Source organism: Mycobacterium sp., assembly GCF_046091765.1.
Classification (GTDB): domain Bacteria; phylum Actinomycetota; class Actinomycetes; order Mycobacteriales; family Mycobacteriaceae; genus Mycobacterium.
On the sequence record NZ_JBJTCF010000120.1, the window covers coordinates 26,383 to 38,573 of the forward strand.

Here is a 12,191-nt window from a genome sequence, read left to right on the forward strand (position 1 = left end):
CCCACGGCCGTCTTTTAAAGGAAGGAATTCTTGAGATAACAGCAGTAGTAGTAGGGGCTGTGGAGGCTGTGGATAACCGCGTGACACTGCTGGTCACACCGGCCGTGGGGGTGTGAATCATTTGTGGATTATTGTCCGCCGAGTGGTCGGTGGGTGTGGGGATCGCGCCGATTCTGCACCGGGCTGGGGATGGCGGTCGACAGCCGGGGGACGTTATCCCCCGGGTTGTCCACACGTCTCAGCGCTTGGAGCGCTGTCGAACGCGGTTGGTCAGTTCGGTGACGTGATCGAAGACCTCGTGGCGGTAGGCCATCTCGTTGAGGATCTTCTTCTGCGCGTACATCACCGTTGTGTGGTCGCGCCCGAAGGCCTGGCCGATCTTGGGCAGTGAGAGGTCGGTGAGTTCGCGGCACAGGTACATCGCGATCTGCCGCGACTGCGCCAGGGCGCGGGTCTTGCCGGGCCCGCGCAGTTCTTCCACGGTGGTGTCGAAATACTCGGCGGTCGCCGACATGATCATCGCGGCACTGATGTGTGCGGCGCCGGCGTCGGCCATGAGGTCGCGCAGCACCACCTCAGCGACGGAGATGTTGATCGGCGCTTTGTTCAGCGACGCGAACGCGGTGACCCGGATCAGCGCGCCCTCGAGTTCGCGGATGTTGCGCTCGACCCGGCTGGCGATCAACTCCAGCACGTCATCGGGCACCGCGAGCCGTTCCACCTGGGCTTTTTTGCGCAGGATGGCGATACGGGTCTCCAGCTCCGGTGGCTGGACATCGGTGATCAGGCCCCACTCGAACCGCGTCCGCAACCGGTCCTCCAGAGTGGCCAGCTGCTTGGGCGGGCGGTCGGAGGAGATGACGATCTGCTTGTTGGCGTTGTGCAGGGTGTTGAAGGTGTGGAAGAACTCCTCCTGGATGCCTTCCTTGCCCTCGATGAATTGGATGTCGTCCACCAGAAGCACGTCGGTGTCGCGGTAGCTGCGTTTGAAGGCGTCGCGGCGGTCGTCGCGCAGCGAGTTGATGAAGTCGTTGGTGAACTCCTCGGTGGAGACGTACTTGACCCGCATCCCCGGGAACAGCCGCTGGGCGTAGTTGCCCGCGGCGTGCAGCAGATGGGTCTTGCCCAGGCCGGACTCCCCCCAGATGAACAGCGGGTTGTAGGCCCGGGCCGGGGACTCGGCGATGGCCAGCGCCGCGGCGTGCGCGAACCGGTTGGACGCCCCGATGATGAACGTGTCGAAGGTGTAGCGGCGATTGAGGCTGGTGCTGGCGCTCTGCGCGGTGACCTCGGCGGCCGCGCGGGCCGAGAAGTAGTTCGGCCAGTTCTCCCGGACGCTGGCCAGCGCTTCGCTGTCCTCGTCGACCTCGTCGTCGTCGTCGGGATCACGCTCGTCGCCATAGCGTTCGCCGAAGTCACCCAGGCCGTTGAGCTCGGTGCCGGAGTCGGCCGGCGCTCCGTCCAGGCCGGACTGGGGATCGATGCGAACGCCCAGTTCAACGCGCTGGCCGAGCCGCCGGCTCAGCGCGTCGATGATGGGATTGCGCAGGTGGCGCTCGATCTCGTTCTGCACGAACAGGCTCGGGACCGACAGCAGCGCGAACCCTTCAGCGATCGTCAACGGCCGCACCAGCTTCAACCAGGCTCTTTGCTGGGGGGTCAGCGGATCGGCGTCGGCAACAAACGAGTACCCGTCGGTCTCTCCGTGGAGTTCGGCCACCACCGAGCCCCACACAGAGACAAAGTCGGGGGCGGGGTCATCGGTCAACGACGGAATCCCCCCCCCTGGGCATCGGGCTGATCAGGTGCGGAAGACCAACGCTGACCTGTCCACACAGTTATCCACAGGTGTGCAGAAAGCCGGGGAGCTCTCCCCGCGTCGCCGTCCTCGCGCCGCAGCATAGCGAGGATTGGACCGCGGGGAAAACCGAATCCGGTTTATTCCCCAGCGACGTGGCCGTCACCCGCTCGACAGCCGCTGTCACCGGCCGGTTCACGTTCGGCGCGCGGACCGCGGCGCGGGCTCTCCGGGGCACCGGCCGAGGCGGTTTGACCTGCGCAAGCGACCTCAGTACGCTGCTAGGGTCGCCCGAAAGTCGGCGATACGGCAGCGACCGGGTCACCCGGGACCGCGCCGGCTACAGCGAAGCTCACCGGCAGCCGAGGTTCCCGCAGGGGTTCGGCCGCCGTCATGCGACGAGGAGAGAACCGTGGCCAAGGGTAAGCGGACGTTCCAGCCGAACAACCGGCGCCGGGCCCGGGTGCACGGCTTTCGGTTGCGGATGCGGACCCGGGCCGGCCGGGCCATCGTCTCCGGCCGCCGCCGCAAGGGCCGTCGCTCGCTGACCGCCTGACGGCGCTGCGACGTGCTACCGGCTCAGAACCGGATGACGCGATCTGCGGAGTTTGCTGCCACCGTCAAGCACGGGGTGCGCGCCGCGCAACCGGACATCGTCGTACACGCCCGCCGGGACAGCGGCGGGCCCCAAATCGGTTTCGTCGTCGGCAAATCCGTGGGTGGCGCGGTTGAGCGCAACCGGGTGGTCCGACGGCTGCGCCACGCCGCGCGTACCGTCGTCAGTGACCTGGAAACCGGCGACCGCATCGTCGTTCGCGCCCTGCCCGGGAGCCGGGATGCGCTGACCGCGAGACTGCGCGAAGAGCTGCGGCTGGCGCTGCGGAAAGCCCATGAATTGATGGAGCGTGACCGATGAGCAGCGGCACCATCGCGCCGAGGCGCTGGGCGGCGCGGGCGCTGATCGCGCTGATCGAGGTGTACCGCACCATGATCTCGCCGCTGCGGCTGCCGTCGTGCCGGTTCATGCCGACGTGCAGTCAGTACGCGGTCGAGGCGCTGGGCGAATACGGCGCACTGCGCGGCACCTGGCTGGCCGTGGTCCGGCTGGCCAAGTGCGGCCCGTGGCATCGCGGCGGCTGGGACCCGATCCCCGAGCGGGCTCCGCACCCACACCACCCGGAGGTCACCAGCGCCCATGTTTAACTGGCTCAGCCTGGACCTGGTCTATTACCCGGTGTCGGGCATCATGTGGCTCTGGTACAAACTGTTCGCCCTGATCCTCGGCCCCAGCAACTTTTTCGCCTGGGCGCTCTCGGTGATGTTTCTGGTGTTCAGCCTGCGAATCTTGCTTTACAAACCGTTCGTCCGGCAAATCCGTACGACGCGCCAGATGCAGGAACTGCAACCCCAGATCAAGGCGCTGCAGAAGAAGTATGGCAAGGACCGCCAGCGCATGGCGCTGGAGATGCAGAAGCTTCAGCGCGAGCACGGCTTCAACCCGATCCTGGGGTGTCTGCCGATGCTCGCCCAGATCCCGGTCTTCCTGGGTCTCTACCACGTGCTGATGTCGTTCAACCGGACCCAGACCGGCTTCGGCCGGCTGGGTCTGTCGGTGGAGGAGAACCGGTCTCTGGCCAACTACTTCTTCAGCCCGGCCGACGTCGGGCATTTCCTCGACGCCCACCTGTTCGGCGCGCCGATCGGTGCCGCGCTCACCCAGCAGCATGGCCTGGAGGCCTTCACCGAGTTCAGCCGCCCGGCGGTGGCGGCGGTGTCGGTGCCGCTGATGATCCTCGCCGGGATCGCGACCTACTTCAACAGCCGGGCGTCCATCTCCCGCCAGAGTCCCGAAGCCGCGGCCAATCCGCAGACCGCGCTGATGAATAAGCTTGCGCTGTATGTGTTTCCGCTCGGGGTGATCGTCGGCGGACCGTTCCTGCCGATCGCGATCATCATCTACTGGGTCTCCAACAACATCTGGACCTTCGGCCAGCAGCACATCGTGTTCGGCAGGATCGCCCGCGAGGAGGAGGCCAAGAAGGAGGAGGCCCAAGCGCGGCGATCGGCCAACGCCCCGGCCCCCGGCGCCAAGCCCAAACGCGCCGGCAAGAACGCCGCGGCGGCAGCCGATACCAACGGCCAGGCGGACGGGGAGCCAGACGCCGCCGCCGCCACCGACGCGGGCTCCGATGCCGTGCCCGACGCGGCCCCCGCCTCCCCCGCCGCAGGGGCGCGCCCACCCAACCGCACGCCGCGTCCGGGGTCGCGGCCCAAGAAACGCAAACGTTGACCGGGGAGAAGGAGATACCGCAGTGACTGAAACCCACGCAGAGGACCAGACCACCGACGACACCGACGCAGATGCCCCGCGGCGCCGCCCAAAGGGCGCTGACCAGGAGGAACGCCTGGTCGCCGAGGGCGAGATCGCCGGGGATTACCTGGAGGAACTGCTCGACGTGCTCGATTACGACGGCGACATCGACCTCGACGTCGAGGGCGACCGGGCGGTGGTCAGCATCGACGGCGGCGGCGACCTGAACAAACTGGTGGGCCGCCGCGGGGAGGTGCTCGACGCGCTGCAGGAGCTGACCAGACTGGCGGTGCACCAGAAGACCGGCGAACGCAGCCGGCTGATGCTCGACATCGCGGGCTGGCGACGGCGCCGCCGCGACGAGCTGTCCGCCGTGGGCGACAAGGTGGCCCGGCGCGTGCAGGAGACCGGGGACCGCGAGGAACTGGCCCCGATGACGCCCTTCGAGCGCAAGATCGTCCACGACGCGGTGGCCGAGGTGCCCGGGGTGCGCAGCGAGAGCGAGGGCGTGGAGCCCTCGCGGCGCGTCGTGGTCCTGAAGGCCTGAAGTTACAGGCATGTAGTTATGGCGGAGTGTTTCACGTGAAACAGGCCGCCCCGGAGCCGCCGCCGGAGGCGCAGGACGTCTTCGGCGCCCGGCTGGGCCTCGCCCGCGGGTACGCCGACCTGTTGGCCGGCCCGGGGGTGGAGTGGGGTCTGATCGGGCCCAGAGAGGTGGACCGGATTTGGGAGCGCCACATCCTCAATAGCGCCGCAGTCGCCGAACTCATCCCGCCGGGCTCCACGGTGGTGGACATCGGCAGCGGCGCCGGACTCCCGGGGCTGCCGCTGGCGATCGCCCGCCCGGACCTCCGGGTGACGCTGGTGGAGTCGATGCGCCGGCGGACCGACTTTCTGCAGATGGCCCGCGACGAGCTGGGGGAGCTGGCGGGCGGGGGCCGCCCGTTGGTCGAAGTCCTGCGTGGCAGGGCGGAGGACCCCGAGGTGCGCGCCCGGCTCGCCGGGTCGGACGCGGTGGTCTCCCGGGCGGTCGCCGATCTGGACAGGCTGACCCGCTGGAGTCTGCCGCTGTTGCGCGCCGGGGGTGTGATGCTGGCCGTGAAGGGAGAGCGGGCCGAGGCGGAGGCCGACGCGGCCAGGACCCGGATGACAGCTCTAGGCGCGAGCGGCATCGAAGTGGTGAGATGTGGGCACGACCCGAACCCGCCGGCGATCGTGGTGGTGGCGCGAAAGGGCCGGGCCCGCCCGGCGAAACGGGCACCGGAGAGGAGACGGCCATGAACGGCGAACCGCCGGCAGGCGCCGCCCCCGGTGTTTCACGTGAAACCGGACACCGGCTCCCGGACGACACCGATACCCCGATCGCGGCGGCGGCCGAGCGCGCGATGCGTGTTCTGCACACCGCCGCCGGACAGCTGCGCCGCCCGGCCCACCGGCGTGTGCTGACCGTCGCCAACCAGAAGGGCGGCGTCGGCAAGACCACGACCGCGGTCAATATGGCTGCGGCGCTGGCGGTCCAGGGGCTCAAGACCCTGGTGATCGACCTCGATCCGCAGGGCAACGCCAGCACGGCGCTGGGCATCTCCGAGCGCCACTCCGGAACCCCGTCGTCCTACGAGGTGCTGCTGGGCGAGATCTCGCTGCAGGCGGCCATCCGGCCGAGCCCGCACAGCGAGCGCCTGTTCTGCGTGCCCGCCACCATCGACCTGGCCGGCGCCGAGATCGAGCTGGTGAGCCTGGTCGCGCGGGAGAACCGGCTGCGCAACGCGCTGGCCGAGCTGGACCGGACCGACTTCGACTACGTGTTCATCGACTGCCCGCCCTCGCTGGGCCTGCTCACGATCAATGCGCTGGTGGCCGCCGCCGAGGTGCTGATCCCGATCCAGTGCGAGTACTACGCGCTGGAGGGCGTGTCGCAGCTGATGAAGAACATCGAGATGGTCCGGGCCCACCTCAATCCCCGGCTGTCGGTGAGCACCGTCATCCTGACCATGTACGACGGCCGGACCAAGCTCGCCGATCAGGTGGCGGTCGAGGTGCGCCGTTACTTCGGCGAGAAGGTGTTGCGCACGGTGATCCCCCGCAGCGTTAAGGTGTCCGAGGCACCCGGGTACAGCATGACGATCATCGACTACGACCCGGGTTCGCGCGGGGCGATGAGCTATCTCGACGCCAGTCGCGAAATGACGCTGCGGGCGGAACCGGCATCGCAGGAAGGACAGTCATGACCCAGCAGTCACGGCGCCGGGGCGGCCTCGGCCGCGGGCTGGCATCGCTGATCCCCACCGGACCCGCCGACGGCGGCCCCCGGATGGGCGACTCGGCGGCCGACGTCGTCATCGGCGGGGGGACCGGCGGGCCGGCCTCCGACGCCGGTGTGGGTGCGGTCTACCGGGAGATCGACCCCGCCCAGATCGAGCCCAATCCGCGCCAGCCCCGCCAGGTCTTCGATGAGGACGCCCTGGCCGAGCTGGTCCACTCGATCCGCGAATTCGGGCTCATGCAGCCCGTCGTGGTCAGGGAAGTCGTCAGGGAAGCAGGAGAGGCGCCGGCCGACGGGGCCGAACCGGCCGGGCGGCGCTACCAGTTGGTGATGGGGGAGCGGCGCTGGCGGGCTGCCCAGCAGGCCGGGCTGGCGACCATCCCGGCGATCGTGCGCGAGACCAGCGACGGCCATCTGCTGCGCGACGCGCTGCTGGAGAACATCCACCGCGCCCAGCTCAATCCGCTGGAGGAGGCGGCCGCCTATCAGCAGCTGCTCGACGAGTTCGACGTCACCCACGAGGAACTGGCGGGCCGGATCGGGCGCTCGCGCCCGGTGATCTCCAACATGATCCGGCTGCTGCGGCTGCCGATCCCGGTGCAGCGGCGGGTGGCCGCCGGCGTGCTGTCGGCCGGGCACGCGCGGGCGCTGCTGGCCTTGGAGGGTGGCCCGGAGGCCCAGGAGGAACTCGCGGCCCGGATCGTCGCCGAGGGGTTGTCGGTGCGGGCCACCGAGGAGGCGGTGACCCTGGCCAACCGGGGCGACGAGAAGCCCGCCGCGCCGCGCCGCAAGCCGATCCAGATGCCGGGTCTTCAGGACATCGCCGAGCGGCTCTCCGGCGCCTACGACACCCGGGTGCGGGTGAGCCTGGGCCGGCGCAAGGGAAAGATCGTGATCGAGTTCGGCTCGGTCGAGGACCTGCAGCGCATCGTGGGCCTGATGGATCGCGGATAGCGGGCCGATGCGATGGCGCACGTAGCGGATAAGCCGAAAAGCCAAGGGGTGCAACGCATTTCGCGCGAACACCCGGGTGGGCTCGGGGCGTAGTGTCGGCCCGGATCCGGCCGCTGCGGCTCGAGGGCTTCGAGCAGCTGCCCAAACACGCCCGCCGCTGCGTGTTCTGGGAGGTCGACCCGGAGACCGTCGGCGACGGCCGCCAGCTGCCCGACCCGGAGTTCGAGAAGGAAGCCTGGCTGTCGATGGTCATGCTGGAGTGGGGGTCCTGCGGGCAGGTCGCCGAAACCGCGCCCGACCCCGACCGGGCGGACGACGGCGAGGACCGCCCCTGCCTGGGCTACGCCTTCTACGCGCCGCCGCGGGCGGTGCCGCGGTCCCAGCGCTTCCCCACCGGGCCGGTCAGCCCGGACGCGGTCCTGCTCACCGCGCTGGGCGTGGAACCCGGCCAGCCCGAGGACCTCTTGCGCGGACTGGTCGCGGCGGTGATCACCGAACTGGTGCGCCGCGGGGTGCGGGCGCTGGAGGCCTTCGGCCGCACGCCCGAAGCCGCCGATCTGGCCAGCGTGGAGATCGCCGAGCTGCAACCGGCCATCGAGGCGCTGGGGGAATGCTCCTTCGAGCTGTGCATGATCGACGCGGACTTCCTGCAGAGCATGGGCTTCACCGTCGTCGCCCCGCACCCCTACTTCCCCCGGCTGCGGCTGGAACTCGACCGGGGACTGGGCTGGAAGGCGGCCGTGGAGGCGGCGCTGGACCGGCTGCTGGAAAGCGAACAGCTGCGCCAGCCGGCCGCGGCGCCGGCCTAGCGAGCAGCACCGAACAGCGCGGCCCTAGGCCTCAAGCTCGGGATGCGGACCGTCGTCGTCGGCAAGCACCGCGCCGTCGGCGCCGGCCAACCACCCCACCAGGCGCAGGGCGTAGCCGACGGACGGGCCGATGAGCACAGCGAAAGCAAGCGTGCCGATGCCTACGGTGCCGCCCAGTGCCCAGCCGATCGCCAGCACGACCACCTCGATGCTCAGGCGCACCGGGGTGACGGCGATGCCGGTGCGCTCATGGATCCCGGTCATCAGACCGTCGCGCGCACCGGGTCCGAGATTGGTGGTGAGGTAGAGCCCGCTTCCCGCGCCGACGCAGGCAATGCCGACGGCGAGCTGAACCAGGCGCCCGCCAAGACCGGTCGGCGTGGGCAGCACCGTGATCATGACCTGCAGTGCCACCGCGATGACGATCGCGTTCGCGACGGTGCCAAGACCCAGGCGTTCACGCAGGGGAATCCACAGCAGCAGCACGATCACGCTGATCAAGAAAGTGGTGACCCCGATGGGCATACCGCTCCGCAGCGAGATGCCTTGGGCCAGAACCGTCCAGGGCGCGTTACCCAGGCCGGCGTCCACGAGCAGCGCCTCGCCGGTGCCGAAGAGCCACAGGCCCAGGACAAGAATGACGAAGGTGGACGGGCGGGTTCGCCACCGCGATCCTTCACTGCGCCACCGCGTGTGCGGAATCGTGCGCGAGGGCACGATCCGCTGCCATATCTCGCGCCGCCACATCTCGCGCAGGGACACGGGGACTGATCGGTCCCCGTCAGACCGCCGAGCGGCCCTGTTCGGCGGACCTCTCGTGGGCCAGCAGTTCGGCGAAGGTGAACGTGCCGGTCGGGCGGTCGTTCTTGCCGAGCAGGTAGAGCCGCTTGACCGCCGCCAGGATGCCCTCGGCGACCGCGTCGCGGCAGGCGGGGGTCACCAGCAGGTCCCGATCGCGCGGGGTGGTGATGTAGCCCAGGTCGACCTGCACGGTGGGCATCCGGGTCAGGCGCAGCAGATCCCAGGTGCGCCCGTGGGTCCGGCAGTCCGGTAATCCGGTGCGCGCCACCACTTCTCGCTGGACGAAGTCGGCCAGGTTGCGCCCGATCGTCGACACCGACCCATGCGGGCTGCCGAAGTAGAACGAGGCGATACCGCTTGCGGTGGGGCCCGGCTGGTGCTCGAGGCGCAGGCTGATCATCAGGTCGGCACCCACCGCGTTGGCGGTCGCGGCGCGTTCGGCCTCGGCCGGGCAGCGCCCCGCCGGCCGGGACAGGAAGGTGTCCATGCCGATCGCCGACATCCGGCCTTCGAGGCGGCAAGCCAGATCCCAGAGGACGTCGGCCTCACTGATCGGGCCGTCGGGGCCGTGGACGATCAGGCCGTGGTCGGTGCCGCCGCGGCCGGGGTCGATGATGATGCGCTTGCCGGTCAGTCGCGGACCCGACCGGCGGACCATCTCCTCCTCGCGGATCGCGTGCAGCGAGGAGCCGACGGTCACCCGGGAGCTCAGGAAATACAGCGACCGCAGCGTCTCCGGGCCGCAGATGCCGTCCGGGGCCAGGCCGTAGTCGCGCTGATAGGACATCAGCGCGTTGTGGGTCGTCAGCCCGAAGTAGCCGTCGACCAGGCCGGTGTAGAAGCCGAGCTCCTGCAACCGCGACTGCAGCGTCGCCACGTCGTCGCCGTACATCGGGGCGCCGAACTGGTGGTTGAGGGTGCGCTCACCGAGGCGGTAGGACGCCTCGCGCAGCGCCCGGTAGGTGGCCTCCCCGATGACCCCGTCGACCAGCAGCCCGCGCTGCTGCTGGAACGCCCGCACCGCCTCGTCGAGGGAGTCGTCGAACACGTCCAGGGCCACCTGACTGCCGGTGGACGGGTTCTCCTCCTGGCCGACCAGCAACCCCAGCGCGCTCAGCGCCGCGCGGATCTCGACCACCGCGGCCCCCCGGTCCCCGCGGCGCAGCGCATCGCCGGGAGGGGGACTCGACATGGCAGCATTGTCGCAGAAGCGGTCGGCTTTCTGGAAACCTCTGCGCCGAACCGTGGTAACGAATCCGTCTCCGCCGCGCGTCAGCGCGCCCGGATCACAGGTGTTCGGCGAGATCGCGCAGCAACGCCGCCTTGCTCTTGGCGCCGACCACCCGCTTCACCGGCTGACCGGCCTTGAACAGGATCAGCGTCGGGATCGAGACCACCTGGAAGTCCCGCGCGGTGGCCGGGTTCGCGTCGACGTCGACCTTGGCGACCACCAGCGACCCGGCCTTCTCGGTGGCGATCTCCTCAAGCACCGGCGCCACCATCCGGCACGGTCCGCACCAGGTCGCCCAGAAGTCGACGAGCACCGGGATGTCGCTGGCCAGCACGGTCTCGGCGAAGGAGTCGTCAGAGACGGTCACCGCCGCCGAGGACTCGCTCACCGCCGTGCTCCGGGCCCGCCGGCGCCGCCCGCGTCGGCCAGGTCGGCCGCGTCGGCCCCGTCGGCCAGCCACCGTTCGGCGTCGATCGCCGCCGCGCAGCCGCTGCCCGCCGCGGTGATCGCCTGCCGGTAGGTGTGGTCCACCAGGTCCCCGGCGGCGAACACGCCCGGCAGCGAGGTGGCGGTGGTGCGGTCGCGCACCAGCACGTAACCCGCGGGGTCGACGTCGAGGGAGTCGCGCACCAGCTCAGAACGGGGGTCGTGGCCGATCGCCACGAACACCCCGGTGACCGGCAGCACCCGTTCGCCACCCTGCTCGCCGGCGGCCGCGTCGCGCACCCGCAGCCCGGTGACCGACGTCGTGCCCTCGACCGCGACCACCACGGTGTTGGTCAAGAAGGTGATCTTCTCGTTGTCGCGGGCCCGTTCCAGCATGATCTTGGACGCCCGGAACTCCTCGCGGCGGTGCACCAGGGTGACGCTGCGGGCGAAACGGGTCAGGAAGGTGGCCTCCTCCATCGCCGAGTCACCGCCGCCGATGACGGCGATGTCCTGGTCTTTGAAGAAGAACCCGTCGCAGGTCGCACACGAGCTCACCCCGCGGCCGAGCAGTTCCTGTTCGCCGGGCACCCCGAGGTAGCGCGCCGCGGCGCCCATCGCCAGGATCACCGCGCGGGCGCGGTGGGTCTCCCCGCCGGACAGCACCACCTCCTTGACCGGACCGGCCAGCGACATCGACTCGACGTCCTCCATGCGCAGGTCGGCCCCGAACCGCAGGGCCTGCTCGCGCATCTCGTCCATCAGCTCCGGCCCGGTGATGCCGGCCCGGAAACCGGGATAGTTCTCCACCTCCGTGGTGGTCATCAGGGCCCCGCCGAAGGAGGTGCCCTCGAACACCAGCGGGCGCAGCTGTGCGCGGGCGGCGTAGATCGCCGCGGTGTACCCGGCCGGGCCGGATCCCACGACGATCACGTCCTGGACGGCCTCGGATAAGTCCTGCTCTGACATGCCAGCCTCTCTCGCGGATCAACCAGACCCAACATCAGCCTAGGCGCGGGTGTTCCCCGGCGGGCCCGAGGTGGGCCAGCAGGACCGCGAGCCGCGCCCGGGCGCGGGCCCGGCGGCTCTTCACCGTCCCCTCGGCGACGTTCAGCAGTGCCGCGGCCTCGGCAACCGAGTAGCCCAGCATGTCCACGGCCAGCACGGCGGCGCGCTGCGCGGCGGGCAGCCGCATCAGGGCGCCGCGGACCACGATCGCGGTCTCCACCGGGCCGCTGCGGTCGCCGACCGGATCGGGCTCGGGCGGCAGGCTCGCGGTCGGGCGCAGCGCCGCGCGGCGCAGCCGGTCGGTGCACGCGTTGAGCACGATCCGGTGCAGCCAGCTGCCGACGGCGGCGTCGCGGCGAAAGGACCCGGCGGCGCGGTGGACCGACAGCAGCGCGTCCTGAAGCGCGTCCTCGGCGTCCTCGGCGGTCGGGCAGCGCAGCCGGGCCAGCCGGTGCAGCGCGGCGCGGTGGCGGCCCACCAACTGCGCGAAGGCCCGCCGGTCCCCGGCGGCGTGGGCGGCGAGCAACTCGGCGTCGGTGCGGCCCTGCGCGCTGTGCACGGCCCGGACACTAACCAGCGCGCCGCGGTGC

The 12,191-nt window shown here is 70.3% G+C and carries 15 protein-coding genes; 9 read left to right on the forward strand and 6 right to left on the reverse strand.

The annotated features are described in order from the left end of the window. Positions 1-238: 238 nt before the first annotated feature. Complete coding sequence (gene dnaA, locus ACKOB8_RS13985) at positions 239-1,768, reverse strand: chromosomal replication initiator protein DnaA (RefSeq protein ID WP_526378250.1); 1,530 nt, start codon at positions 1,766-1,768, stop codon at positions 239-241. A gap of 442 nt (positions 1,769-2,210) precedes the next feature. Between dnaA and rpmH the strand changes: the two genes are divergently transcribed. The 9 genes from rpmH (at position 2,211) to ACKOB8_RS14030 (ending at position 8,135) form a co-directional block, all read left to right on the forward strand. After that, positions 2,211-2,354, forward strand: coding sequence for a 50S ribosomal protein L34 (rpmH, locus tag ACKOB8_RS13990; RefSeq protein WP_019735309.1), 144 nt, complete (start codon positions 2,211-2,213; stop codon positions 2,352-2,354). Positions 2,355-2,366: 12 nt separating this feature from the next. Next, on the forward strand, positions 2,367-2,714 hold the full coding sequence (gene rnpA, locus ACKOB8_RS13995; RefSeq protein ID WP_526378252.1) for a ribonuclease P protein component: 348 nt from the start codon (positions 2,367-2,369) through the stop codon (positions 2,712-2,714). Beyond that, positions 2,711-3,001, forward strand: a complete 291-nt coding sequence (gene yidD, locus ACKOB8_RS14000; protein ID WP_526378254.1) for a membrane protein insertion efficiency factor YidD — start codon at positions 2,711-2,713, stop codon at positions 2,999-3,001. Before rnpA ends, yidD begins: the two co-directional genes overlap by 4 nt. After that, entirely contained in the window at positions 2,994-4,088 is a 1,095-nt protein-coding gene (yidC, locus tag ACKOB8_RS14005) for a membrane protein insertase YidC (RefSeq protein WP_526378256.1), read from the forward strand. The genes yidD and yidC overlap by 8 nt, the downstream gene beginning before the upstream one ends. Before the next feature lie 22 nt (positions 4,089-4,110). Then, positions 4,111-4,656 carry a Jag family protein gene (locus ACKOB8_RS14010; protein ID WP_526378258.1) on the forward strand — a complete coding sequence of 182 codons (546 nt, stop codon included), beginning with the start codon at positions 4,111-4,113 and terminating at the stop codon, positions 4,654-4,656. Positions 4,657-4,691: 35 nt separating this feature from the next. Next, positions 4,692-5,390 carry a 16S rRNA (guanine(527)-N(7))-methyltransferase RsmG gene (rsmG, locus tag ACKOB8_RS14015; protein ID WP_526378260.1) on the forward strand — a complete coding sequence of 233 codons (699 nt, stop codon included), beginning with the start codon at positions 4,692-4,694 and terminating at the stop codon, positions 5,388-5,390. Beyond that, a complete protein-coding gene (locus tag ACKOB8_RS14020; protein ID WP_526378262.1) occupies positions 5,387-6,337 on the forward strand; it encodes a ParA family protein in 951 nt (316 codons plus the stop codon). The genes rsmG and ACKOB8_RS14020 overlap by 4 nt, the downstream gene beginning before the upstream one ends. After that, the gene (locus ACKOB8_RS14025; RefSeq protein WP_526378264.1) at positions 6,334-7,326 is read left to right on the forward strand and encodes a ParB/RepB/Spo0J family partition protein; all 993 of its coding nucleotides are present in this window, start codon (positions 6,334-6,336) and stop codon (positions 7,324-7,326) included. The genes ACKOB8_RS14020 and ACKOB8_RS14025 overlap by 4 nt, the downstream gene beginning before the upstream one ends. A gap of 92 nt (positions 7,327-7,418) precedes the next feature. Next, positions 7,419-8,135, forward strand: a complete 717-nt coding sequence (locus ACKOB8_RS14030) for an acetyltransferase (protein WP_526378266.1) — start codon at positions 7,419-7,421, stop codon at positions 8,133-8,135. 24 nt (positions 8,136-8,159) lie between these two features. Here the strand turns inward: ACKOB8_RS14030 and yczE are convergent, their stop codons facing one another. The 5 genes from yczE to sigM all read right to left on the reverse strand — a co-directional run bounded on the left by yczE (position 8,160) and on the right by sigM (position 12,160). Beyond that, the gene (gene yczE / locus ACKOB8_RS14035) at positions 8,160-8,897 is read right to left on the reverse strand and encodes a membrane protein YczE (RefSeq protein ID WP_526378268.1); all 738 of its coding nucleotides are present in this window, start codon (positions 8,895-8,897) and stop codon (positions 8,160-8,162) included. A 19-nt stretch (positions 8,898-8,916) separates the two neighbouring features. Continuing rightward, positions 8,917-10,128, reverse strand: coding sequence for an N-acetylmuramoyl-L-alanine amidase (locus tag ACKOB8_RS14040; protein ID WP_526378270.1), 1,212 nt, complete (start codon positions 10,126-10,128; stop codon positions 8,917-8,919). A gap of 94 nt (positions 10,129-10,222) precedes the next feature. After that, positions 10,223-10,555: a thioredoxin gene (trxA, locus tag ACKOB8_RS14045; RefSeq protein ID WP_526378272.1), complete on the reverse strand. Its 333-nt coding sequence runs from the start codon at positions 10,553-10,555 to the stop codon at positions 10,223-10,225. After that, positions 10,552-11,562: a thioredoxin-disulfide reductase gene (gene trxB, locus ACKOB8_RS14050; RefSeq protein ID WP_526378274.1), complete on the reverse strand. Its 1,011-nt coding sequence runs from the start codon at positions 11,560-11,562 to the stop codon at positions 10,552-10,554. Before trxB ends, trxA begins: the two co-directional genes overlap by 4 nt. Positions 11,563-11,596: 34 nt before the next feature. Continuing rightward, entirely contained in the window at positions 11,597-12,160 is a 564-nt protein-coding gene (gene sigM / locus ACKOB8_RS14055; protein ID WP_526378276.1) for an RNA polymerase sigma factor SigM, read from the reverse strand. Positions 12,161-12,191: the final 31 nt, after the last annotated feature.

Bases quoted from the DNA above. Each gene is read 5' to 3' on its own strand.
- yidD (WP_526378254.1), top strand. From the start codon at position 2,711: ATGAGCAGCGGCACCATCGCGCCGAGGCGCTGGGCGGCGCGGGCGCTG.
- yidC (WP_526378256.1), top strand. From the start codon at position 2,994: ATGTTTAACTGGCTCAGCCTGGACCTGGTCTATTACCCGGTGTCGGGC.
- ACKOB8_RS14020 (WP_526378262.1), top strand. From the start codon at position 5,387: ATGAACGGCGAACCGCCGGCAGGCGCCGCCCCCGGTGTTTCACGTGAA.
- ACKOB8_RS14025 (WP_526378264.1), top strand. From the start codon at position 6,334: ATGACCCAGCAGTCACGGCGCCGGGGCGGCCTCGGCCGCGGGCTGGCA.
- ACKOB8_RS14040 (WP_526378270.1), bottom strand. From the start codon at position 10,128: ATGTCGAGTCCCCCTCCCGGCGATGCGCTGCGCCGCGGGGACCGGGGG.
- trxB (WP_526378274.1), bottom strand. From the start codon at position 11,562: ATGTCAGAGCAGGACTTATCCGAGGCCGTCCAGGACGTGATCGTCGTG.